We start from the raw sequence: 22,176 nt of genomic DNA on the forward strand, positions 1-22,176 counted from the left end.
GACGTGTATCACTTTCACTTAAAGCAACAACACCTGGACCATGGGATGGCGTTGAGCAAAAATTGGCTAAAGGTGATGTAGTTGAAGGAACAGTTAAACGTTTGACTGACTTCGGTGCATTTGTTGAAGTATTGCCAGGTATTGATGGACTTGTTCACGTATCACAAATTTCACACAAACGTATTGAAAGTCCAAAAGAAGCTCTTAAAGTTGGTCAAGAAGTTCAAGTTAAAGTTCTTGAAGTTAACGCAGATGCAGAGCGCGTATCACTTTCTATCAAAGCTCTTGAAGAGCGTCCAGCTCAAGAAGAAGGACAAAAAGAAGAAAAACGTGCTCCACGTCCACGTCGTCCAAAACGTCAAGAAAAACGTGATTTCGAACTTCCAGAAACACAAACAGGATTCTCAATGGCTGACTTGTTCGGTGATATCGAACTTTAATCAAATTGAAAATTCATAAAATCCTTTGTTTTCTAAACAAGGGATTTTTCTTTTGTCTGTAAGCCTTTTTTGATATAATAGTTCTATGTTAGAATCAGAAAAACAATCACGTTATCAAATGTTAAATGAAGAGCTCTCTTTTTTATTGGAAGGTGAAAGTAATGTTTTGGCTAATCTTTCCAATGCCAGTGCTCTTTTAAAATCACGCTTTTCCAATACTGTATTTGCAGGCTTTTATTTGTTCGATGGAGAGGAATTGATTTTAGGTCCCTTCCAAGGAGGTGTTTCCTGTATCCGTATTGCACTAGGCAAGGGTGTTTGTGGGGAGGCAGCTCATTTTCAGGAAACAGTTCTGGTTGGTGATGTAAGTACCTATCCCAACTATATTTCTTGTGACAGTCGAGCTAAAAGTGAAATTGTGGTGCCCATGATAAAGAATGATCAATTGCTTGGAGTTCTGGATCTGGATTCTTCAGAGATTGATGATTATGATACTATGGATAGAGATTATTTGGAACAATTTGTCGCTATTTTGCTTGAAAAGACAGAATGGGACTTTACAATGTTTGGGGAGAAAGCCTAATGTATCAAGCACTTTATCGAAAATATAGAAGTCAAAACTTTTCCCAGTTGGTTGGTCAAGAAGTTGTGGCTAAGACTCTTAAACAAGCAGTTGAACAAGAGAAAATAAGTCATGCCTATCTTTTTTCAGGTCCTCGTGGAACGGGAAAAACCAGTGTGGCTAAGATTTTTGCCAAAGCTATGAATTGTCCAAATCAAGTGGGTGGTGAACCTTGTAATAACTGCTATATTTGTCAGGCAGTGACGGACGGGAGTTTAGAAGATGTCATCGAAATGGATGCGGCTTCTAATAATGGGGTCGATGAAATCCGTGAAATTCGTGATAAATCTACCTACGCCCCTAGCCTTGCCCGTTATAAGGTTTATATCATAGATGAGGTTCACATGTTGTCTACAGGGGCTTTTAATGCTCTCCTAAAGACGCTGGAAGAGCCAACACAGAATGTTGTCTTTATTTTGGCCACTACTGAATTACACAAGATTCCTGCCACTATTCTATCCCGTGTGCAACGTTTTGAATTTAAATCAATTAAGACACAGGATATTAAGGAACATATCTACTATATCTTAGACAAAGAAAATATCAGTTCTGAACCAGAGGCTGTGGAAATCATTGCTAGACGGGCTGAAGGTGGGATGCGGGACGCCTTGTCTATTTTAGACCAAGCTCTGAGTTTGACCCAGGGAAATGAGCTGACGACTGCTATCTCTGAAGAAATTACAGGAACTATTAGCCTATCAGCCTTGGATGATTATGTAGCTGCCTTGTCTCAACAAGATGTTCCAAAGGCCCTAGCGTGCTTAAATCTTCTTTTTGACAATGGTAAGAGCATGACTCGTTTTGTGACCGACCTTTTGCACTATTTAAGAGATTTGTTAATTGTCCAAACAGGTGGAGAAAACACTCATCATAGTCCAGTCTTTGTAGAAAATTTGGCACTTCCTCAAGAAAATCTGTTTGAAATGATTCGCTTAGCGACAGTCAGTTTAGCAGATATTAAGTCTAGTTTGCAGCCCAAGATTTATGCTGAGATGATGACTATTCGATTGGCAGAGATTGAGCTTGAACCAGCTCTTTCAGGGGCGGTTGAAAATGAAATTGCTACGCTGAGACAGGAAGTTGCCCGTCTCAAACAAGAACTCGCCAATGTGGGAACTGTAGCCAAGTCAACTAGTCCAGCGCCTAGTCGTCCAGCGGCAGGCAAAACAGTCTATCGTGTAGATCGCAATAAAGTTCAATCTATCTTACAAGAGGCCGTCGAAAATCCTGATTTAGCACGTCAAAATCTGATTCGTTTACAGAATGCCTGGGGAGAGGTGATTGAAAGTCTTGGAGGTCCTGATAAGGCTCTGCTAGTTGGATCTCAACCAGTTGCGGCCAATGAACACCACGCTATTCTTGCTTTTGAGTCTAACTTCAATGCTGGTCAAACCATGAAACGAGACAATCTCAACACCATGTTTGGCAATATCCTCAGTCAGGCAGCAGGTTTTTCACCTGAGATTTTAGCCATTTCCATGGAGGAATGGAAAGAAGTTCGCGCAGCCTTTTCAGCCAAAGCCAAATCTACTCAAACTGAAAAAGAAGTAGAAGAAGAAAGTCTGATTCCAGAAGGATTTGAATTTTTGGCTGATAAAGTGAAGGTAGAGGAAGACTAAAGAAAGATTTCATGATACAATAAGTTTATGAATAGACAACAATTTATTATCATAGCGCTGTTTACAGCTGCTGAGACCTATTTTTTTAATGAAGCCTGGATGACTGGTCGCTATATTATGGCAGCCTTTTGGGCCATTTTGCTCTTTCGAAATTTTCGAGTTAGTTATTTGATGGGCAAGATTGTAGATGTCATTGACCAGCATTTGAAAGGAAAAGACTAGTCCTCAGCTTCTAGACAAAATCAAAGCCTTTTAGGCTTTTTTTTGTTATACTATAAAAGTATATTTATTGACCTTTTACCGTGTTTTCTAGGGAAATCAAGTATGTTTCTAGTAAGTACTGTAAAGGCCTTGAAAAAGAAAGGAACTATCATGTCAGTATTAGAGATCAAAGATCTTCACGTTGAGATTGAAGGAAAAGAAATTTTAAAAGGGGTTAACCTGACCCTGAAAACAGGTGAAATAGCCGCTATCATGGGGCCAAATGGTACGGGTAAATCGACTCTCTCTGCCGCTATCATGGGAAATCCAAACTATGAAGTAACTAAAGGTGAAGTCTTGTTTGATGGCGTAAACATTCTTGAGTTAGAGGTGGACGAGCGTGCGCGTATGGGACTTTTCCTTGCTATGCAATACCCATCAGAAATTCCTGGAATTACTAATGCTGAGTTTCTTCGTGCAGCTATGAATGCTGGTAAAGAAGACGATGAGAAGATTTCAGTTCGTGAGTTTATCACTAAATTGGATGAGAAGATGGAATTGCTCAACATGAAAGAAGAAATGGCTGAGCGTTACCTCAACGAAGGTTTCTCTGGTGGTGAGAAAAAACGTAATGAAATTCTTCAACTTTTGATGTTGGAACCAACTTTTGCCCTTTTGGATGAGATTGACTCTGGTCTTGATATTGATGCCCTTAAAGTTGTTTCTAAAGGTGTGAATGCCATGCGTGGTGAAGGCTTTGGTGCTATGATTATCACTCACTACCAACGTCTTTTGAACTATATCACACCAGACGTGGTACACGTGATGATGGAAGGGCGTGTTGTCCTTTCTGGTGGTCCAGAATTGGCTGCGCGTTTGGAACGTGAAGGATACGCAAAACTAGCTGAAGAACTTGGCTACGACTACAAGGAAGAATTGTAATTCCCTCGTATCTTTTAGGAGAAGTAAATGACTAAAGAAACTATTAAACTTTTTTCAGAAATGCACGCTGAACCAAGCTGGTTGGCTGACCTCCGTCAAAAAGCTTTTGATAAGATTGAGAGCCTAGAATTACCGGTTATTGAGCGTGTCAAATTTCACCGTTGGAATCTAGGTGATGGAACGATTACAGAAAGTGAGCCATCAGCAAATGTTCCAGACTTCACAGCTCTAGATAACCACTTGAAGTTAGTGCAAGTAGGAACTCATACAGTTTTTGAACAAATACCAGTTGAATTAGTTGAACAAGGTGTTATCTTCACAGACTTTCACTCAGCTTTAGAAGAAATTCCAGAACTCGTAGAAGAATTCTTCATGTCATCTGTTAAGTATGACGATGACAAGTTGGCAGCCTACCATACAGCTTATTTCAACAGTGGTGCTGTTCTTTACATTCCTGATAATGTTGAGATTAAAGAACCAATCGAAGGAATTTTCTACCAAGACAGTGATAGCGATGTGCCGTTTAACAAGCATATTATGATTATCGCTGGTAAAAATTCTAAGATTAGTTATCTTGAACGTCTTGAGTCACGTGGTGAAGGCAGTGCAAAAGCGACTGCTAATATCACAGTCGAAGTGATTGCACGTTCTGGTGCGCAAGTGAAGTTTGCGGCTATTGACCGTCTAGGTGAAAACGTTACTGCCTATATTAGCCGTCGTGGTAAATTGGGCAACGATGCAAGCATTGACTGGGCGATTGGTGTTATGAACGAAGGAAACGTCGTTGCTGACTTTGATAGCGACCTGATTGGTAACGGTAGCCATGCCGACCTAAAAGTGGTAGCTCTTTCAAGTGGACGTCAGATTCAAGGGATTGATACTCGTGTGACTAACTATGGTTGCAACTCAATCGGAAATATCCTCCAGCATGGGGTTATCCTTGAAAAAGCAACTTTAACTTTCAACGGTATCGGTCATATCATCAAGGGTGCTAAGGGAGCCGATGCGCAACAAGAGAGTCGTGTTCTCATGCTTTCAGACCAAGCGCGTTCAGATGCCAACCCAATTCTTTTGATTGATGAAAATGACGTTACTGCTGGACACGCGGCTTCTATCGGACAGGTGGATCCAGAAGATATGTACTATCTCATGAGCCGTGGCTTGGACAAGGCAACTGCTGAGCGTTTGGTTGTTCGTGGTTTCCTTGGATCTGTTATCGTTGAGATTCCAGTCAAGGAAGTTCGTGATGAAATGATTGCAACTATCGAAGAAAAATTGTCAAAACGCTAAGGGGTAGCCTATGTTAGATGTAGAAGTGATTCGCAAGGATTTTCCAATTTTAGACCAGATTGTTAATGATGAACCATTGGTTTATTTGGACAATGCTGCGACGACACAAAAACCACTAGCAGTTCTGGAGACGATTAACCGCTACTATGAGCAGGATAATGCCAATGTTCACCGTGGTGTTCATACCTTAGCGGAACGTGCGACAGCATCCTATGAAGCTGCTCGTGAAACCATTCGTAAGTTTATCAATGCAGGTTCAACAAAGGAAGTTCTCTTCACCAGAGGAACGACAACCAGTCTTAACTGGGTAGCTCGCTTTGCTGAGGAAGTCTTGACTGAGGGAGACCAGGTCTTGATTTCTGTCATGGAACACCATTCCAATATTATTCCTTGGCAAGAAGCCTGTCGCAAGACTGGAGCAGAGCTTGTCTATGTCTATCTCAAGGACGGGGCTCTAGATATGGATGATTTGCGAGCTAAATTGACTGATAAGGTCAAGTTTGTATCTTTAGCTCATGCTTCAAATGTTCTTGGAGTAGTCAATCCAATTAAGGAAATCACTCAAATGGCCCACCAAGTTGGTGCTATCATGGTGGTGGATGGTGCTCAATCTACACCCCATATGAAGATTGATGTCCAGGACTTGGATGTGGACTTCTTTGCCTTTTCAGGTCACAAGATGGCTGGTCCGACTGGTATCGGTGTCCTTTACGGCAAAGAGAAGTATCTGGAACAAATGTCACCAGTAGAATTTGGTGGCGAGATGATTGATTTCGTCTATGAGCAATTTGCTAGTTGGAAAGAATTGCCTTGGAAATTTGAGGCTGGAACGCCAAATATGGCAGGTGCGATTGGACTTGCTGCTGCAGTTGATTATCTGGAAAAGATTGGTATGGATGCCATTGAAGCCCATGAACAGGAATTAATCTCATACGTCTATCCAAAACTGCAGGCCATTGAAGGACTGACCATTTATGGTTCACAGGACTTGGCTCAACGTTCAGGTGTCATTGCCTTTAATTTAGGTGACCTTCATCCGCATGACCTTGCAACAGCACTTGATTATGAAGGAGTAGCTGTTCGTGCAGGTCATCATTGCGCTCAACCTTTGCTCCAATATTTGGAAGTTCCAGCAACAGTTCGTGCAAGTTTTTATATCTACAATACCAAGGCAGATTGCGACAAGTTGGTCGATGCCCTAGAAAAGACAAAGGAGTTTTTCAATGGCACTTTCTAAACTAGATAGCCTTTATATGGCAGTGGTAGCGGACCATTCGAAAAATCCACATCATCAAGGGAAGTTGGAAGACGCTGAACAAATCAGTCTCAACAATCCAACCTGTGGCGATGTCATCAACCTATCTGTCAAGTTTGATGCAGAGGACCGTTTGGAAGATATCGCTTTTCTAAACTCAGGTTGTACCATCTCGACTGCCTCTGCTAGTATGATGACAGATGCTGTTTTGGGTAAGACCAAGCAAGAAGTTTTAGAACTTGCGACCATTTTTTCTGAAATGGTTCAAGGGCAAAAAGATGAACGCCAAGACCAACTAGGTGATGCAGCCTTCTTGTCAGGTGTTGCTAAATTTCCGCAACGGATTAAGTGTGCAACTTTGGCTTGGAATGCCCTTAAGAAAACAATTGAAAATCAAGAAAAAAAGTAAGACAAGTTTCTTTTGTCTTATGAACTATTAGAAATGAAGAATGAAAGAAAGGATATTATGGCTGAAGAAAGAGTAGAACCAAAACCAATTGATCTTGGTGAATATAAATTTGGTTTCCATGATGATGTAGAGCCTGTCCTATCGACAGGAAAAGGATTGAATGAAGATGTCATTCGTGAATTATCAGCTGCTAAGGGAGAACCTGAGTGGATGTTAGAATTCCGTTTGAAGTCTTATGAAACCTTCAAAAAAATGCCTATGCAAACTTGGGGAGCAGACTTGTCAGAGATTGACTTTGATGACTTGATCTACTACCAAAAACCATCTGATAAGCCAGCTCGTTCATGGGATGAAGTTCCTGAAAAAATTAAAGAAACCTTTGAACGTATCGGGATTCCTGAAGCTGAGCGTGCTTATCTAGCTGGTGCTTCTGCCCAGTACGAGTCAGAAGTGGTTTACCACAACATGAAGGAAGAGTTCCAGAAATTGGGGATTGTCTTTACAGATACGGATTCTGCCCTCAAGGAATACCCAGACTTGTTTAAACAATACTTTGCTAAGTTGGTACCGCCAACAGATAACAAATTGGCAGCCCTCAACTCAGCAGTATGGTCTGGTGGAACCTTTATCTACGTACCAAAAGGGGTCAAGGTAGATATTCCACTTCAAACTTACTTCCGTATCAACAACGAAAATACAGGTCAGTTTGAACGTACCTTGATTATCGTTGATGAGGGTGCAAGTGTCCACTACGTAGAAGGATGTACAGCGCCAACTTATTCAAGTAATAGTTTGCACGCAGCCATTGTAGAAATCTTTGCCTTGGACGGAGCTTATATGCGTTACACAACTATCCAAAACTGGTCTGACAACGTTTATAACTTGGTAACCAAACGTGCAAAAGCTTTGAAAGATGCGACTGTTGAGTGGATCGATGGTAACTTGGGTGCTAAAACGACTATGAAATATCCATCTGTTTACCTTGATGGAGAAGGGGCGCGTGGTACTATGCTTTCTATTGCCTTTGCTAATGCAGGGCAACACCAAGACACGGGAGCTAAGATGATCCACAACGCTCCTCACACAAGCTCGTCTATCGTGTCCAAATCCATCGCTAAAGGCGGAGGAAAGGTGGACTACCGTGGACAAGTGACCTTCAACAAAAACTCTAAGAAATCTGTTTCTCACATCGAGTGTGATACCATTATCATGGATGACTTGTCAGCATCAGATACTATTCCATTTAATGAAATTCACAACTCACAAGTCGCTTTGGAACACGAAGCTAAGGTATCTAAGATTTCAGAAGAACAATTGTATTACCTCATGAGTCGTGGCTTGTCAGAATCTGAGGCAACTGAGATGATTGTTATGGGATTTGTAGAACCCTTCACCAAAGAACTTCCAATGGAATATGCAGTTGAGCTGAACCGCTTGATTAGCTATGAGATGGAAGGATCAGTTGGGTAAAATTTGATTTTAAATTTACCCAAAATCAAGGACTTTGAAGAAGAACTTATAACAAAAAAATCGCGGTTTAAATCGCGATTTTTTTTATAATTTTTCGTTGATAAATCGGATAAATTGATTCCACCAAACTTTTAAGAAGAAAGCTTTTTCAACTTTCTTTTCTGCTACCATTTCGAAACTAGGACGTTCTGTGGTAATGTAACCTTGACCAATCAAGTCCTTGTCTTCGTAAGTTAAATGACCAACTACTGTTCCAGCTTCAAGTGGTGCTGGGATTGCTTTGGAATCAGGTGTGAATTGAATAGATAGGGAAGATTGACTTCCAACACGTTCAATTAGAGAGATATCATCTTTGGCAACGGCAGTTACAGCATCTTCTTTTCCATCTTGTACAGGGGCTTTGCTATCTTGGTAGGCATCGCCTTTTTGAACGATTTTACGAAGCGTGAATGTAGAAGAGATATAATCCATTAGTGAGGATGTAGCTGTGAAGCGAGCGTAAGGATTATTGTCCTGATGGTCTGCATTCAAAACGACTGTGATAACCCTCATCCCTTTTTCGACAGTAGTACCAACAAAAGATTCTCCAGCTTTGTCTGTTGTTCCTGTTTTAAGGCCATCAAAACCACCGCGATAAGCAGGCATACCTTCTAACATGTAGTTGGTAGAAGTGATTGTCATTCCAGCAAAAGTAGAAGAAGGTTTTTTCGTGATTTCCAAGACTTGTGGGTATTTTTTGATGAGATTGCGAGCAACGATAGCGACATCATAAGCACTGAGCTTATTTTCCTCATCTTTTTTAGAGCCTGGGTAAATGTTATCCCCTAGAGTCTCATTGTTAAGACCAGTCGTATTGACAACAGTGGCATCCTGAATTCCCCATTCTAAGAGTTTTGCCCGCATCATATCGACGAAATCTTTTTCTGAGCCAGCAATTTTCTCAGCTAGGGCAATAGCCGCACTGTTAGCACTAGATACTAGGGTTGCTTCGAGCAGTTGTTCGACGGTATAATTACGAGCCTCCATAGGAACGTTACTCGCTTCAGAATTTGTCGTTAATTTGTAAGGATAATCAGAAATATCTACCGGAGTTGATAGTGTAATACTGCCGTTTTCCAAGGCTTCATAGACAAGATAAACAGTAATTAACTTTGTGATTGAAGCAATTTCAACTGGCTGGGTTGCATCTTTCTCATAGAGAATTTTACCAGTATTTGCCTCAACGGCAATTGCATGTTTAGCAGCAATATTAAAATCTTGAGCAGCAACAGTAGATGCTGAGCCAATAACGGAAAGGCTTAAAAGAGTTAAAATTATTTTTTTCATAGTAAGTTTATTCTATCATAAAGAAAAAAATATTTCCAGTTTCATGATATAAGAAAGAAGCTTTTTTGAAAGTGTGGTAAAATAGATGAATGGAGGTACCTCATGTTTCGTAAGAATAAATTATTTTTTTGGACCAGTGAGATTTTACTATTAACCATCATCTTTTATTTATGGAGACAGATGGGGGGGATTATAACGCCTTTTGTAAGTGTTGCAAACACCATCATGATTCCCTTTCTTCTAGGTAGTTTTTTATATTATTTGACCAATCCTATTGTAAATTTTTTACAAAAGTATTTCAAAATTAATCGTATCATTGGTATTCTACTAACCTTGTGTGCCTTGGTTTGGGGGCTTGTCATTGGGGTAGTCTATCTCTTACCGATTTTGGTTAATCAGTTGACCAGCTTGATTGCGACTAGCCAGACTATCTACAGTCGTTTACAAGATTTGATTGTGGATTTATCTACTTATCCAGCCTTTCAAAATTTAGATATTCAAGCGACTATTCAACAGTTAAATCTCTCCTATGTAGATATTTTACAAAATATCCTAAATAGTGTGACGAATAGTGTCGGAAGTATCCTATCAGCTCTTTTTAGTACTGTTTTAATTATTATCATGACACCTGTGTTTTTGGTTTATTTTTTGTTAGATGGTCACAAATTTTTACCGATGCTTGAACGTACTGTTTTAAAGAGAGATAAGTTGCATATTGCAGGTCTTTTAAAGAATTTGAATGCGACAATTGCTCGCTATATTAGTGGTGTCGCAATTGATGCGATTATTATTGGTTGTTTGGCCTTTATCGGATATAGCGTGATCGGTTTAAAATACGCTTTGGTCTTCGCCATCTTTTCAGGATTAGCCAATCTCATTCCGTATGTGGGACCAAGTATTGGCTTGATTCCAATGATTATCGCAAATGTCTTTACTGATCCTCATAGAATGCTGATTGCAGTTGTTTACATGCTGATCATTCAACAAGTGGATGGGAACATCCTTTACCCTCGAATCGTAGGTGGGGTGATGAAGGTTCATCCAATTACAATTTTGGTATTACTTTTGTTATCAAGTAATATCTATGGTGTCATTGGTATGATTGTCGCAGTACCAACCTATTCTATTTTAAAAGAAATTTCTAAGTTTTTATCACGTTTGTATGAAAATCATAAAATAATGAAAGAACGAGAAAGAGAATTAGCTAAGTAAAAGTCAGGAATTCCTGATTTTTCTTTTTGTTTAGCTGAGTGATAGGAGTAGAAGTGTCGTTTAGATTAGCAGATTAAGAATAATTCACAAAAACTTTGTAAAACACTTGCAATTTAGCTGAAATTTGATAAAATAGTAAGGAAAGTTAGACTGTATTGCCTACTGTCTATCTATAAAATATATTTTATTGGAGGCTTTTACTCAAATGGCAAAAGAAAAATACGATCGTAGTAAACCACACGTTAACATTGGTACTATCGGACACGTTGACCACGGTAAAACTACCCTAACTGCAGCTATCACAACTGTTTTGGCACGTCGCTTGCCTTCATCAGTTAACCAACCTAAAGACTATGCGTCTATCGATGCTGCTCCAGAAGAACGCGAACGCGGTATCACAATCAACACTGCGCACGTTGAGTACGAAACTGAAAAACGTCACTACGCTCACATCGACGCTCCAGGACACGCGGACTACGTTAAAAACATGATCACTGGTGCCGCTCAAATGGACGGAGCTATCCTTGTAGTAGCTTCAACTGACGGACCAATGCCACAAACTCGTGAGCACATCCTTCTTTCACGTCAGGTTGGTGTTAAACACCTTATCGTCTTCATGAACAAAGTTGACTTGGTTGACGACGAAGAATTGCTTGAATTGGTTGAAATGGAAATCCGTGACCTACTTTCAGAATACGACTTCCCAGGTGACGATCTTCCAGTTATCCAAGGTTCAGCTCTTAAAGCCCTTGAAGGTGACTCTAAATACGAAGACATCGTTATGGAATTGATGAACACAGTTGATGAGTACATCCCAGAACCAGAACGTGACACTGACAAACCATTGCTTCTTCCAGTCGAAGACGTATTCTCAATCACTGGACGTGGTACAGTTGCTTCAGGACGTATCGACCGTGGTATCGTTAAAGTCAACGACGAAATCGAAATCGTTGGTATCAAAGAAGAAACTCAAAAAGCAGTTGTTACTGGTGTTGAAATGTTCCGTAAACAACTTGACGAAGGTCTTGCCGGAGATAACGTAGGTGTCCTTCTTCGTGGTGTTCAACGTGATGAAATCGAACGTGGACAAGTTATCGCTAAACCAGGTTCAATCAACCCACACACTAAATTCAAAGGTGAAGTTTACATCCTTACTAAAGAAGAAGGTGGACGTCACACTCCATTCTTCAACAACTACCGTCCACAATTCTACTTCCGTACTACTGACGTTACAGGTTCAATCGAACTTCCAGCAGGTACTGAAATGGTAATGCCTGGTGATAACGTGACAATCGACGTTGAGTTGATCCACCCAATCGCCGTAGAACAAGGTACTACATTCTCTATCCGTGAGGGTGGACGTACTGTTGGTTCAGGTATGGTTACAGAAATCGAAGCTTAATTCGATTTAGTTCCCAGAAGAACAATTATTTAAGTCAGACACTAAAAGAATCTTGCTATGCAAGGTTCTTTTTTCTGGTATTGAACTAAAATGAAAGAATTGCTTACAAAAAAGCTCCATACACTTGATGTGCATAGAGCAAAGGGGGCTTCATTTGATATAGAGTTCTTGGTTTTTCAAGACAATTTCATGTAAGCTTGCAAATTTCTTGAGTTTTTTGATTTCTTCTGGATGAGTGACGAGAGTAATCACATAACCTTCCTTGCCCATACGGCCAGTACGTCCAGCGCGGTGGGTGTAGGTTTCAATGTCTCTTGGGACATCAAAGTTTACGACACACTCTAGACTATCGATATCAATTCCACGAGCCAGAAGGTCTGTTGCAAGAAGCAGGGTTAGTTGCTTATCTTTAAACTTTTCTAAGATGACTTTTCTAAATTTGACATTGACATCACTAGCTAGAGAAACAGCCAAGATATCCCGATACTGTAATTTTTCCTCTGCACTTCCAAGGTCTGATAGGCTGTTAAAGAAGACTAGTCCGCGGAAATCCTCAACATGAGCCAGTTTTCGTAGCATATCCACTCGGTGACGTTGATCTACCTGCATATAGAAATGTTGGATGTTGTCCAATTTTTGGTCAGAAAGATCAATGATACGTGTGTTGGGCGCAATCTTTTCTTGGTCAAACTTGGTCGTCGCACTCATGTAGACGAGTTGGTGGTCACGCGGTGCGTAGTGAGTGATTTTCTCGACAAAGTGAATCTGAGAATCATCTAGTAATTGGTCGAATTCATCCAGGATGATGGTTTCCACATTCATCATCTTGATTTTTTTCAATTTAATTAGTTCAAAGATACGGCCAGGAGTTCCAATCAGAATTTCTGGTCCTTTTTTTAGGCGTTCAATCTGGCGTTTCTGACTCGAACCTGATAAGAAGAGTTGGGCAGTCAAGCCGATAGTTTCTGCCCACGTTTTACATACATCAAAAATCTGACCAGCAAGTTCCGTATTTGGTGCTAGTATCAAGAGTTGTTGGGCTTTTTTCTTTTGTAGTCTGAGAAGACTTGGTAGGAGATAAGCGAGGGTCTTGCCAGTTCCTGTTGGACTCACTCCTAGGAGGTTTTCTCCAGCAAGAAGGGGCTCAAATAGTTGGGTTTGAATGGGGGTAAATTCTTGGAAACCGAGTTGGTCGCTCAGTTCTTGCCATTCAGTCGGTAGTTTAGTTTTCATTTTCTGCCTCAAATCTAATGCCAGCAGTCTGGCGCATGGTATATAGTAGGTCATGAACAGAGCTTGCATCGTCCAGCCAATTATGGTAGAGTGTCTGGTCTGGTTGCTGAATCATCTGTGCAAATGCAGCGACTTCCTCAGTCATCGTATGAGGAGCCTGTTGGATAGGGAGTTGGACTTGATTGCCTTGATGGTCGGTAAAAATAGCCGAGCGAACATGCTCAATCGTGTTGAGGGTTAAGGTGCCATCTGTCGTATAAATCTCGCAAGGAAGATTGGAAGTGATGTTTTTCCCAGCCTTGATGTGAACTTGAAAGTCTGGGTAGAAGAGGATACCATCTCCATTTAGGTCAATGCTATTGTCAAGCTGTTGAGCCTGATAGGTCGCGTCTTGAGCCATTCCAAAGAGACGAATAGCCGCATATAGGGGATAAATTCCCAAATCCATCAGAGCACCGCCAGCAAAACGATCTGAGAAGACATTTGGTATCTCCCCAGCCAACAAGTCCGGCATCTTAGAAGAATACTTGGCATAGTTGAAATCTGCCCCTAACACTTGCTTGTCTGCTAAAAAGTTTTTGATGATAGTGAAAGCTTTTTCATGGTAATTGCGAGCTGCTTCGAATATAAAACAGTGATTTTTCTCAGCTGTATGTTTCAAATCTAGCCATTCTTGTGGCTGAGTGACAGCTGGCTTTTCAAGAATGACATGTTTACCTGCAGACAAGGCAGCTTGTGCCTGAGCAAAATGTAAGGAGTTTGGACTGGCGATATAGACTACATCAAAGGAAGTCTTAAAGAAGTCCTCTAATTGATCGAATAGTTGGATATTTTCATAGCGAGAAGCAAAGGTTGCTGCAGTTTCTAGTTTTCTAGAATAGACTGCGACCAACTGGTATTCTCCGCTGGTATGGGTTGCTTCTATGAAGTGATGGCTGATAGCGCCTGTTCCGATGACACCTAATCTTAGCATAAATACTCCTTTTCCGATTTCAAATCCTTCTTTCATTATAACATAGATAGACGAGACTATCCAACAGAGGGTAAAAATTTTCAAATAAGCTACTAGGTCTTTTCCAAAGAAAGTGGTACAATAATGAGATGAGTAAATGAAATGGGAGGGAAAATGAGGTTACTACCTATAAGAAAAATATCACGTCAGTCTAAGAGGCTAGCGCTTTTTTTGACTTTTTGTGCAGGATATGTAGATGCCTATACTTTTATTGTGCGAGGGAATACTCTTGTAGCTGGACAAACTGGGAATGTTGTCTTTCTATCAGTAGAATTAATCCAAAATAATGTTTCAGATGTTAGGGACAAGGTTCTCACCTTACTAGCTTTTATGATGGGTGTCTTTTTATTAACTGTTTATAAGGAAAAATTGAGAATTGTGAAAAAACCAATTTTGTCATTGCTTCCTTTGGCAATCTTATCAATCATTATTGGTTTTGTGCCTCAGACTGTGGATAATATCTATTTAGTACCGCCCTTGGCCTTCTGTATGGGGTTGGTGACAACCGCTTTTGGAGAAGTATCGGGTATTGCTTATAACAATGCCTTTATGACAGGAAATATCAAACGGACCATGCTGGCTTTTGGAGATTATTTCCGAACCAAGCACACTCCTTTTTTGCGTGAAGGGTTCATATTTGTTAGCCTGCTTAGTAGTTTTGTCCTTGGCGTTGTCTTTTCAGCCTATTTGACGATTTTCTATCATGAAAAGACCATTCTTGGTGTTCCTATTATGATGAGCATTTTTTACATTAGCATGCTTTTTGCCTCTTGGCAGAAAAAAGTAAAAGAAAAAGCTTCATTTTAGGTGTTATTACTTGTAAGAAAATAGGAGATATGCTATACTTGAAGAGTTGACTATGCACATTCCTGTGCAACCGCACGAACATCGTTGCTCGTCGTATAACAAATTTAAACTTCGTCATTGTCGCCTTGCCTAACATAAGTTATGCCTTCGGCTCAATTCCTAGTTTATTCTTTGTTATACTTAGAGCTCTTCTTTTAAGTGGTTCGTCCCACGATGCTAGGCGAGTCTTCACAAAAAAATCGGGGAAACCCATAAAAATCATAGGAGGTGCATAATGAGCACATACGCAATTATCAAAACTGGCGGAAAACAAGTTAAAGTTGAAGTTGGTCAAGCAGTTTACGTTGAAAAATTGAACATTGAAGCTGGTCAAGAAGTTACTTTTAACGAAGTTGTTCTTGTTGGTGGTGAAAACACTGTTGTCGGAACTCCACTTGTTGCTGGAGCTACTGTAGTTGGAACTGTTGAAAAACAAGGAAAACAAAAGAAAGTTGTTACTTACAAGTACAAACCTAAAAAAGGTAGCCACCGTAAACAAGGTCACCGTCAACCATATACAAAAGTTGTCATCAACGCAATCAACGCTTAATTTTAAGGAGAACACATGATACAAGCAGTCTTTGAGAGAGCCGAAGATGGCGAGCTGAGGAGTGCGGAAATTACTGGACACGCCGAGAGTGGCGAATACGGCTTAGATGTCGTGTGTGCATCGGTTTCTACGCTTGCCATTAACTTTATCAATTCCATTGAAAAATTTGCAGGCTATGAACCAATCCTAGAATTAAACGAAGATGAAGGTGGCTATCTGATGGTTGAAATTCCAAAAGATCTTCCTTCACACCAGAGAGAAATGACCCAGTTATTCTTTGAATCATTTTTCTTAGGTATGGCAAACTTATCGGAGAACTCTTCTGAGTTCGTCCAAACCAGAGTTATCACAGAAAACTAACACGGAGGAAAACATTATGTTAAAAATGACTCTTAACAACTTGCAACTTTTCGCCCACAAAAAAGGTGGAGGTTCTACATCAAACGGACGTGATTCACAAGCGAAACGTCTTGGAGCTAAAGCAGCTGACGGACAAACTGTAACAGGTGGATCAATCCTTTACCGTCAACGTGGTACACACATCTATCCAGGTGTAAACGTTGGACGTGGTGGAGACGATACTTTGTTCGCTAAAGTTGAAGGCGTAGTACGCTTTGAACGTAAAGGACGCGATAAAAAACAAGTTTCTGTTTACCCAATCGCTAAATAAAAAGGTCCAGTGAACCTTTTTATCCCGAGCCTTGAAATCTAAAGGCGAGGAAGCTAGAAATAGCTTAAAATAAGGCTTTCCGAGTTTTCGGAGAGCCTGTTTTTTTGGTTTGGTACCCATATTATAAACGGTAAATCAACAAGATTTGCTGTTTTTATTTGCTTGAAATAAAATTAAGACTAAAAAAGATATCATTCTAATTTTTGCATTGGGTTGTTAGAGTCTTCATTGAGACTTGAAAATTTCCTGACTTTTTTCCTTTTTGGAAAACTTCTAAAATATGGTATAATGAAAAGATAAAGAAGTTGGGGGTAGAAGATGAACATTCAACAATTACGCTATGTTGTTGCCATTGCCAATAGTGGTACTTTCCGTGAAGCTGCTGAAAAGATGTATGTCAGCCAGCCGAGTTTGTCTATTTCTGTTCGTGATTTGGAAAAAGAGTTGGGTTTTAAGATTTTCCGTCGGACCAGCTCAGGAACTTTCTTGACTCGTCGTGGTATGGAATTTTATGAAAAAGCGCAAGAATTGGTTAAAGGATTTGATATTTTTCAAAATCAGTATGCCAATCCTGAGGAAGAAAAGGATGAATTTTCCATTGCCAGTCAGCACTATGACTTCTTGCCACCAACCATTACGGCCTTTTCAGAGCGTTATCCTGACTATAAGAACTTCCGTATTTTTGAATCAACTACTGTTCAAATCTTAGACGAAGTAGCCCAAGGGCATAGTGAGATTGGGATTATCTACCTTAACAATCAAAATAAAAAGGGGATCATGCAGCGGGTTGAAAAGCTGGGTCTGGAAGTCATTGAATTGATTCCCTTCCATACTCACATTTATCTTCGTGAAGGGCATCCTTTAGCTCAGAAAGAGGAATTGGTAATGGAGGATTTAGCGGATCTACCAACGGTTCGTTTTACTCAAGAGAAAGACGAGTACCTTTATTATTCAGAGAACTTTGTTGATACCAGTGCGAGCTCACAGATGTTCAATGTGACAGACCGTGCTACTTTGAATGGTATTTTGGAGCGGACGGATGCTTATGCAACAGGTTCCGGATTTTTAGATAGTGATAGTGTCAATGGCATTACAGTTATTCGTCTCAAGGATAACCTAGATAACCGCATGGTCTATGTTAAACGGGAAGAAGTGGAGCTCAGTCAGGCTGGGACTCTTTTCGTAGAAGTCATGCAAGAATATTTTGATCAGAAGAGGAAATCATGAAAAAAAGAGGAATAGTGGCAGTCATTGTACTGCTTTTGATTGCGCTGGATCAGTTAGTCAAATCCTATATCGTACAGCAGATTCCACTGGGTGAAGTGCGTTCTTGGATTCCCAATTTCGTTAGCTTGACCTACCTGCAAAATAGAGGGGCTGCCTTTTCGATGCTACAAGACCAGCAGTGGTTCTTTGCTATCATTACATTGGTAGTCATGGTGGGTGCCATTTGGTATCTACATAAACACATGGAGGACTCATTCTGGATGGTCTTGGGTTTGACCTTGATTATCGCAGGTGGTCTTGGAAACTTTATTGACAGAGTCAGTCAGGGCTTTGTTGTGGATATGTTCCACCTTGACTTTATCAATTTTGCAATTTTCAATGTGGCAGATAGCTATCTGACGGTTGGAGTGATTATTTTATTGATTGCAATGTTAAAAGAGGAAATAAATGGAAATTAAAATTGAAACTGGTGGCCTGCGTTTAGATAAGGCTTTGTCGGATTTGACAGAATTATCACGCAGTCTCGCGAATGAACAAATCAAATCAGGCCAGGTCTTGGTCAATGGCCAAGTCAAGAAAGCTAAATACACAGTTCAAGAGGGCGATGTCGTCACTTACCATGTGCCAGAGCCAGAGGTTTTAGAGTATGTAGCTGAGAATCTTCCGCTAGAAATCATCTACCAAGATGAGGATGTGGCCGTCGTTAACAAACCTCAGGGGATGGTTGTGCATCCGAGTGCTGGTCATACTAGTGGAACTCTAGTAAATGCCCTTATGCATCATATTAAGGACTTGTCGGGTATCAATGGGGTTCTGCGTCCAGGAATTGTTCACCGTATTGATAAGGATACGTCAGGCCTTCTCATGATTGCTAAAAACGATGAGGCGCATCTAGCACTTGCCCAAGAACTTAAGGATAAAAAGTCTCTCCGCAAATATTGGGCGATTGTTCATGGAAATCTACCTAATGATCGTGGTGTGATTGAAGCTCCGATTGGTCGTAGTGAAAAAGACCGTAAGAAACAGGCTGTGACTGCTAAAGGGAAGTCTGCAGTGACTCGTTTCCATGTCTTGGAACGCTTTGGCGATTATAGCTTGGTAGAGTTGCAGCTGGAGACAGGGCGTACCCATCAAATCCGTGTTCACATGGCTTATATCGGCCATCCAGTCGCTGGTGATGAAGTCTATGGTCCTCGCAAGACTTTGAAAGGACATGGACAATTTCTTCATGCCAAGACTCTAGGCTTTACGCATCCACGAACAGGTGAGACCTTGGAATTTACAGCAGATATCCCAGAGATATTTAAGGAAACATTAGAGAGATTGGGAAAGTAAGAATGAAAAAGAAATTAACTAGTTTAGCACTTGTGGGCGCTTTTTTAGGCTTGTCATGGTATGGAAATGTTCAAGCTCAAGAAAGTTCAGGAAATAAAATTCACTTTATCAATGTTCATGAAGGTGGCAGTGATGCGATTATTCTTGAAAGCAATGGACATTTTGCCATGGTGGATACAGGAGAGGATTATGATTTCCCAGACGGCAGTGATTCTCGCTATCCATGGAGACAGGGTATCAATACCACTTATAAGCATGTTCTAACAGATCGTGTCTTTCGTCGTTTGAAGGAATTGGGTGTCCCAAAGCTTGATTTTATTTTGGTAACACATACCCACAGTGACCATATTGGAAATGTTGATGAATTACTGTCTACTTATCCAGTTGACCGAGTCTATCTTAAGAAATATAGTGATAATCGTATTACTAAGCCTGAACGTCTTTGGGATAATCTGTATGGCTATGATAAGGTTTTACAGACTGCCGCAGAAAAAGGTGTTTCAGTGATTCAAAACATCACACAAGGAGATGCTCATTTTCAGTTTGGGGACATGGATATTCAGCTCTATAATTATGAAAATGAATATGATGAGAATGGAAATCTTAAACCTGTTTGGGATGACAATTCCAATTCCTTGATTAGTGTGGTAAAAGTCAATGGCAAGAAAATTTACCTTGGGGGAGACTTAGATAATGTTCATGGAGCAGAAGACAAGTACGGTTCTCTTATTGGAAAAGTTGATTTGATGAAGTTTAATCATCATTTAGATACAAAAAATTCTAATACAAAAAATTTTATAAGAAATTTGTCTCCTGAGATAATTGTTCAAACTTCTTCCTCACCAATTGGTTCGTATGATAGCGGTGAAGAAATAAATAGGGAATATATTAGCTGGCTTGAATCAATGGGAATTCAACATATAAACGCAGCCAGCAAAGACTATGATGCGACAGTTTTTGATATTCGACAAGACGGTTTAGTAAACATTTCAACATCCTACAAGCCGATTCCAAGTTTTCAAGCTGGTTGGCATAAGAGTGCTTATGGGAATTGGTGGTATCAAGCACCTGATTCTACAGGAGAGTATGCTGTCGGTTGGAATGAAATTAAGAGTGACTGGTATTACTTTAACCAAACGGGTATCTTGTTACAGAATCAATGGAAAAAATGGAACAATCGTTGGTTCTATTTGACAGACTCTGGTGCCGCTGCTAAAAATTGGAAGAAAATTGATGGAATCTGGTATTATTTCAACAAAGAAAACCAGATGGCAATTGGTTGGATTCAAGATAAAGAACAGTGGTATTATTTGGATGTTGATGGTTCTATGAAGACAGGCTGGCTTCAATATAAGGGGCAATGGTATTACTTTGCTCAATCAGGGGAAATGAAAACGGGCTGGGTAAAAGATAAAGAAACCTGGTACTATATGGATTCTACTGGTATCATGAAGACAGGTGAGATAGAAGTTTCTGGTCATCATTACTATCTGGAAGATTCAGGAGCTATGAAGCAAGGTTGGCTTAAAAAGGCAAATGCTTGGTATTTCTACAAGGAAGATGGTTCACGAGCTGTTGGTTGGATTAAAGACAAGGATAAATGGTACTTCTTGAAAGAAAATGGTCAATTACTTGTGAACGGTAAGACACCAGAAGGCTATACTGTTGATTCAAGTGGAGTCTGGTTAGTGGATGTTCCGGTAGAGAAATCTGCTACCACTAGAGATACAAGTAACTCAGAAATAAAAGAATCCAAAGAAGTAGTGAAAAAATATTTTGAAAATAAAGAAACGACTCAAAATGGAAGTGTTACAAGTTCTTCAACTAGTCAAGATTTGACTTCTTCAACTTCACAAAGCTCTGAAACGAGTGCAAACAAATCGGAATCAGAACAGTAGTAAAAAAGAAGGTTTTAGGGCCTTCTTTTTCCTATCAACTCTTTTCTATTTCCTGCCATTCATGTTATAATGGATAAATATGAAGAATCGGAGTGAGACTATGAAATACAAACGGATTGTCTTTAAGGTGGGGACTTCTTCTCTGACGAATGAGGATGGAAGTTTATCACGTAGTAAGGTAAAGGCTATTACCCAGCAGTTGGCTATGTTGCACGAGGCTGGTCATGAATTGATTTTGGTGTCGTCAGGTGCCATTGCTGCAGGTTTTGGAGCCTTAGGATTTAAAAAGCGTCCGACTAAGATTGCTGATAAACAGGCTTCAGCAGCGGTAGGGCAAGGGCTTTTGTTGGAAGAATACACGACCAATCTTCTCTTGCGCCAAATCGTTTCTGCACAAATCTTGCTGACCCAGGATGACTTTGTGGATAAGCGCCGTTATAAAAATGCCCATCAGGCTTTGTCAGTTCTACTTAGCCGTGGCGCGATTCCTATCATCAATGAGAATGACAGTGTCGTTATTGATGAGCTCAAGGTTGGGGACAATGATACTCTAAGTGCGCAGGTAGCAGCCATGGTCCAAGCAGACCTTTTGGTCCTCTTGACAGACGTAGACGGTCTCTATACTGGAAATCCTAATTCAGATCCAACAGCCAAACACTTGGAGCGAATCGAGACTATCAACCGTGAGATTATCGATATGGCCGGTGGAGCTGGTTCGTCAAACGGAACTGGGGGCATGTTAACAAAAATCAAGGCTGCAACTATTGCGACAGAATCAGGAGTTCCTGTTTATATCTGCTCATCCTTGAAGTCAGATGCCATGATTGAGGCAGCTGAGGAGACCAAGGATGGTTCCTACTTTGTTGCTCAAGAGAAGGGACTTCGTACCCAGAAACAATGGCTGGCCTTTTATGCTCAGAGTCAAGGTTCTATTTGGGTTGATAAAGGGGCTGCAGAAGCCCTCTCCCAACATGGAAAGAGTCTTCTTTTATCTGGTATTGTTGACGCAGAAGGAGCCTTTTCTTACGGTGATATCGTGACAGTATTTGACAAGGAAAGTGGAAAATCACTTGGAAAAGGACGCGTGCAATTTGGGGCATCTGCTTTGGAGGATATGTTGCGTTCTCAAAAAGCCAAGGGTGTCTTGATTCACCGTGATGACTGGATTTCCATTACGCCTGAAATCCAACTACTCTTTACAGAATTTTAGAGGTAAA

The 22,176-nt window shown here is 40.5% G+C and carries 23 protein-coding genes, 1 pseudogene and 1 other annotated feature; of the genes and pseudogenes, 20 read left to right on the top strand and 4 right to left on the bottom strand.

What is annotated here, in order from left to right; genetic code table 11:
* From RYL77_RS03010 to sufB, 9 genes are all read left to right on the top strand, one after another.
* Positions 1–440: S1 RNA-binding domain-containing protein (locus tag RYL77_RS03010; RefSeq protein ID WP_315009747.1), on the top strand; the 440-nt coding region annotated here is incomplete at its 5' end.
* An 85-nt stretch (positions 441–525) separates the two neighbouring features.
* Positions 526–1,023 carry a GAF domain-containing protein gene (locus RYL77_RS03015; protein WP_315009749.1) on the top strand — a complete coding sequence of 166 codons (498 nt, stop codon included), beginning with the start codon at positions 526–528 and terminating at the stop codon, positions 1,021–1,023.
* Positions 1,023–2,681, top strand: a complete 1,659-nt coding sequence (gene dnaX / locus RYL77_RS03020) for a DNA polymerase III subunit gamma/tau (protein WP_315009751.1) — start codon at positions 1,023–1,025, stop codon at positions 2,679–2,681. The genes RYL77_RS03015 and dnaX overlap by 1 nt, the downstream gene beginning before the upstream one ends.
* A gap of 27 nt (positions 2,682–2,708) precedes the next feature.
* The gene (locus tag RYL77_RS03025; RefSeq protein ID WP_001081602.1) at positions 2,709–2,903 is read left to right on the top strand and encodes a DUF3272 domain-containing protein; all 195 of its coding nucleotides are present in this window, start codon (positions 2,709–2,711) and stop codon (positions 2,901–2,903) included.
* Between the two features lie 150 nt (positions 2,904–3,053).
* A complete protein-coding gene (gene sufC, locus RYL77_RS03030; RefSeq protein WP_000114489.1) occupies positions 3,054–3,824 on the top strand; it encodes a Fe-S cluster assembly ATPase SufC in 771 nt (256 codons plus the stop codon).
* Positions 3,825–3,851: 27 nt separating this feature from the next.
* Positions 3,852–5,114, top strand: a complete 1,263-nt coding sequence (gene sufD / locus RYL77_RS03035) for a Fe-S cluster assembly protein SufD (RefSeq protein ID WP_315009753.1) — start codon at positions 3,852–3,854, stop codon at positions 5,112–5,114.
* Between the two features lie 10 nt (positions 5,115–5,124).
* On the top strand, positions 5,125–6,351 hold the full coding sequence (locus tag RYL77_RS03040; protein WP_315009755.1) for a cysteine desulfurase: 1,227 nt from the start codon (positions 5,125–5,127) through the stop codon (positions 6,349–6,351).
* Positions 6,338–6,778: a Fe-S cluster assembly sulfur transfer protein SufU gene (gene sufU / locus RYL77_RS03045; RefSeq protein ID WP_315009757.1), complete on the top strand. Its 441-nt coding sequence runs from the start codon at positions 6,338–6,340 to the stop codon at positions 6,776–6,778. Before RYL77_RS03040 ends, sufU begins: the two co-directional genes overlap by 14 nt.
* Before the next feature lie 57 nt (positions 6,779–6,835).
* Positions 6,836–8,248, top strand: coding sequence for a Fe-S cluster assembly protein SufB (gene sufB / locus RYL77_RS03050; RefSeq protein ID WP_315009759.1), 1,413 nt, complete (start codon positions 6,836–6,838; stop codon positions 8,246–8,248).
* An 84-nt stretch (positions 8,249–8,332) separates the two neighbouring features.
* Here the strand turns inward: sufB and pbp3 are convergent, their stop codons facing one another.
* The gene (gene pbp3, locus RYL77_RS03055; protein WP_315009761.1) at positions 8,333–9,574 is read right to left on the bottom strand and encodes a D-alanyl-D-alanine carboxypeptidase PBP3; all 1,242 of its coding nucleotides are present in this window, start codon (positions 9,572–9,574) and stop codon (positions 8,333–8,335) included.
* 102 nt (positions 9,575–9,676) lie between these two features.
* Between pbp3 and RYL77_RS03060 the strand changes: the two genes are divergently transcribed.
* Both RYL77_RS03060 and tuf read left to right on the top strand, forming a co-directional pair.
* Positions 9,677–10,786: an AI-2E family transporter gene (locus RYL77_RS03060; RefSeq protein WP_315009762.1), complete on the top strand. Its 1,110-nt coding sequence runs from the start codon at positions 9,677–9,679 to the stop codon at positions 10,784–10,786.
* Between the two features lie 205 nt (positions 10,787–10,991).
* Positions 10,992–12,188 (top strand): elongation factor Tu, encoded by a 1,197-nt coding sequence (gene tuf / locus RYL77_RS03065; protein ID WP_001040724.1) that lies wholly within the window; start codon positions 10,992–10,994, stop codon positions 12,186–12,188.
* Positions 12,189–12,338: 150 nt separating this feature from the next.
* On the opposite strand, the gene RYL77_RS03070 is transcribed toward tuf, so the two are convergent.
* Together RYL77_RS03070 and RYL77_RS03075 are read right to left on the bottom strand one after the other, a co-directional pair.
* Complete coding sequence (locus RYL77_RS03070) at positions 12,339–13,421, bottom strand: DEAD/DEAH box helicase (RefSeq protein ID WP_315009771.1); 1,083 nt, start codon at positions 13,419–13,421, stop codon at positions 12,339–12,341.
* A complete protein-coding gene (locus tag RYL77_RS03075) occupies positions 13,411–14,394 on the bottom strand; it encodes a Gfo/Idh/MocA family oxidoreductase (protein ID WP_315009773.1) in 984 nt (327 codons plus the stop codon). The genes RYL77_RS03070 and RYL77_RS03075 overlap by 11 nt, the downstream gene beginning before the upstream one ends.
* A gap of 141 nt (positions 14,395–14,535) precedes the next feature.
* Here RYL77_RS03075 and RYL77_RS03080 point away from each other — a divergent pair, with 141 nt between their 5' ends.
* The 4 genes from RYL77_RS03080 to rpmA all read left to right on the top strand — a co-directional run bounded on the left by RYL77_RS03080 (position 14,536) and on the right by rpmA (position 16,499).
* A complete protein-coding gene (locus RYL77_RS03080; RefSeq protein WP_315009775.1) occupies positions 14,536–15,240 on the top strand; it encodes a YoaK family protein in 705 nt (234 codons plus the stop codon).
* 58 nt (positions 15,241–15,298) lie between these two features.
* Positions 15,299–15,478, top strand: a sequence feature (ribosomal protein L21 leader region).
* Between the two features lie 36 nt (positions 15,479–15,514).
* Positions 15,515–15,829: a 50S ribosomal protein L21 gene (gene rplU, locus RYL77_RS03085; RefSeq protein WP_315009777.1), complete on the top strand. Its 315-nt coding sequence runs from the start codon at positions 15,515–15,517 to the stop codon at positions 15,827–15,829.
* Between the two features lie 15 nt (positions 15,830–15,844).
* Positions 15,845–16,189 (top strand): ribosomal-processing cysteine protease Prp, encoded by a 345-nt coding sequence (locus RYL77_RS03090; RefSeq protein ID WP_000613699.1) that lies wholly within the window; start codon positions 15,845–15,847, stop codon positions 16,187–16,189.
* Positions 16,190–16,205: 16 nt separating this feature from the next.
* On the top strand, positions 16,206–16,499 hold the full coding sequence (rpmA, locus tag RYL77_RS03095; RefSeq protein WP_000916509.1) for a 50S ribosomal protein L27: 294 nt from the start codon (positions 16,206–16,208) through the stop codon (positions 16,497–16,499).
* 251 nt (positions 16,500–16,750) lie between these two features.
* On the opposite strand, the pseudogene RYL77_RS03100 reads toward rpmA, so the two are convergent.
* Positions 16,751–16,825: pseudogene (locus RYL77_RS03100) on the bottom strand (AraC family transcriptional regulator); the annotation flags it as partial.
* Here RYL77_RS03100 and RYL77_RS03105 point away from each other — a divergent pair.
* The 5 genes from RYL77_RS03105 to proB all read left to right on the top strand — a co-directional run bounded on the left by RYL77_RS03105 (position 16,818) and on the right by proB (position 22,169).
* Positions 16,818–17,726 (top strand): LysR family transcriptional regulator, encoded by a 909-nt coding sequence (locus RYL77_RS03105; protein WP_001025693.1) that lies wholly within the window; start codon positions 16,818–16,820, stop codon positions 17,724–17,726. The pseudogene RYL77_RS03100 and the gene RYL77_RS03105 sit on opposite strands and share 8 nt — an antisense overlap.
* On the top strand, positions 17,723–18,184 hold the full coding sequence (lspA, locus tag RYL77_RS03110) for a signal peptidase II (RefSeq protein ID WP_077804944.1): 462 nt from the start codon (positions 17,723–17,725) through the stop codon (positions 18,182–18,184). The genes RYL77_RS03105 and lspA overlap by 4 nt, the downstream gene beginning before the upstream one ends.
* A complete protein-coding gene (locus RYL77_RS03115) occupies positions 18,174–19,061 on the top strand; it encodes an RluA family pseudouridine synthase (protein WP_315009780.1) in 888 nt (295 codons plus the stop codon). The genes lspA and RYL77_RS03115 overlap by 11 nt, the downstream gene beginning before the upstream one ends.
* Positions 19,062–19,063: 2 nt before the next feature.
* Positions 19,064–20,959, top strand: coding sequence for an MBL fold metallo-hydrolase (locus tag RYL77_RS03120; protein ID WP_315009782.1), 1,896 nt, complete (start codon positions 19,064–19,066; stop codon positions 20,957–20,959).
* Between the two features lie 100 nt (positions 20,960–21,059).
* Positions 21,060–22,169: a glutamate 5-kinase gene (gene proB / locus RYL77_RS03125; protein WP_315009784.1), complete on the top strand. Its 1,110-nt coding sequence runs from the start codon at positions 21,060–21,062 to the stop codon at positions 22,167–22,169.
* The last annotated feature ends 7 nt before the right edge of the window (positions 22,170–22,176 follow it).

This window comes from uncultured Streptococcus sp. (assembly GCF_963516515.1).
Taxonomy (GTDB): Bacteria; Bacillota; Bacilli; order Lactobacillales; family Streptococcaceae; genus Streptococcus.

Excerpts from the sequence above, each read along its gene's own strand:
- RYL77_RS03075 (WP_315009773.1), bottom strand. The coding sequence starts at position 14,394 with ATGCTAAGATTAGGTGTCATCGGAACAGGCGCTATCAGCCATCACTTC.
- lspA (WP_077804944.1), top strand. The coding sequence starts at position 17,723 with ATGAAAAAAAGAGGAATAGTGGCAGTCATTGTACTGCTTTTGATTGCG.
- pbp3 (WP_315009761.1), bottom strand. The coding sequence starts at position 9,574 with ATGAAAAAAATAATTTTAACTCTTTTAAGCCTTTCCGTTATTGGCTCA.
- RYL77_RS03040 (WP_315009755.1), top strand. The coding sequence starts at position 5,125 with ATGTTAGATGTAGAAGTGATTCGCAAGGATTTTCCAATTTTAGACCAG.
- rpmA (WP_000916509.1), top strand. The coding sequence starts at position 16,206 with ATGTTAAAAATGACTCTTAACAACTTGCAACTTTTCGCCCACAAAAAA.
- RYL77_RS03105 (WP_001025693.1), top strand. The coding sequence starts at position 16,818 with ATGAACATTCAACAATTACGCTATGTTGTTGCCATTGCCAATAGTGGT.
- sufC (WP_000114489.1), top strand. The coding sequence starts at position 3,054 with ATGTCAGTATTAGAGATCAAAGATCTTCACGTTGAGATTGAAGGAAAA.
- RYL77_RS03025 (WP_001081602.1), top strand. The coding sequence starts at position 2,709 with ATGAATAGACAACAATTTATTATCATAGCGCTGTTTACAGCTGCTGAG.
- RYL77_RS03120 (WP_315009782.1), top strand. The coding sequence starts at position 19,064 with ATGAAAAAGAAATTAACTAGTTTAGCACTTGTGGGCGCTTTTTTAGGC.
- tuf (WP_001040724.1), top strand. The coding sequence starts at position 10,992 with ATGGCAAAAGAAAAATACGATCGTAGTAAACCACACGTTAACATTGGT.
- RYL77_RS03115 (WP_315009780.1), top strand. The coding sequence starts at position 18,174 with ATGGAAATTAAAATTGAAACTGGTGGCCTGCGTTTAGATAAGGCTTTG.
- RYL77_RS03080 (WP_315009775.1), top strand. The coding sequence starts at position 14,536 with ATGGGAGGGAAAATGAGGTTACTACCTATAAGAAAAATATCACGTCAG.
- sufU (WP_315009757.1), top strand. The coding sequence starts at position 6,338 with ATGGCACTTTCTAAACTAGATAGCCTTTATATGGCAGTGGTAGCGGAC.
- RYL77_RS03060 (WP_315009762.1), top strand. The coding sequence starts at position 9,677 with ATGTTTCGTAAGAATAAATTATTTTTTTGGACCAGTGAGATTTTACTA.
- rplU (WP_315009777.1), top strand. The coding sequence starts at position 15,515 with ATGAGCACATACGCAATTATCAAAACTGGCGGAAAACAAGTTAAAGTT.
- sufB (WP_315009759.1), top strand. The coding sequence starts at position 6,836 with ATGGCTGAAGAAAGAGTAGAACCAAAACCAATTGATCTTGGTGAATAT.
- sufD (WP_315009753.1), top strand. The coding sequence starts at position 3,852 with ATGACTAAAGAAACTATTAAACTTTTTTCAGAAATGCACGCTGAACCA.
- RYL77_RS03015 (WP_315009749.1), top strand. The coding sequence starts at position 526 with ATGTTAGAATCAGAAAAACAATCACGTTATCAAATGTTAAATGAAGAG.
- RYL77_RS03070 (WP_315009771.1), bottom strand. The coding sequence starts at position 13,421 with ATGAAAACTAAACTACCGACTGAATGGCAAGAACTGAGCGACCAACTC.
- RYL77_RS03090 (WP_000613699.1), top strand. The coding sequence starts at position 15,845 with ATGATACAAGCAGTCTTTGAGAGAGCCGAAGATGGCGAGCTGAGGAGT.
- proB (WP_315009784.1), top strand. The coding sequence starts at position 21,060 with ATGAAATACAAACGGATTGTCTTTAAGGTGGGGACTTCTTCTCTGACG.
- dnaX (WP_315009751.1), top strand. The coding sequence starts at position 1,023 with ATGTATCAAGCACTTTATCGAAAATATAGAAGTCAAAACTTTTCCCAG.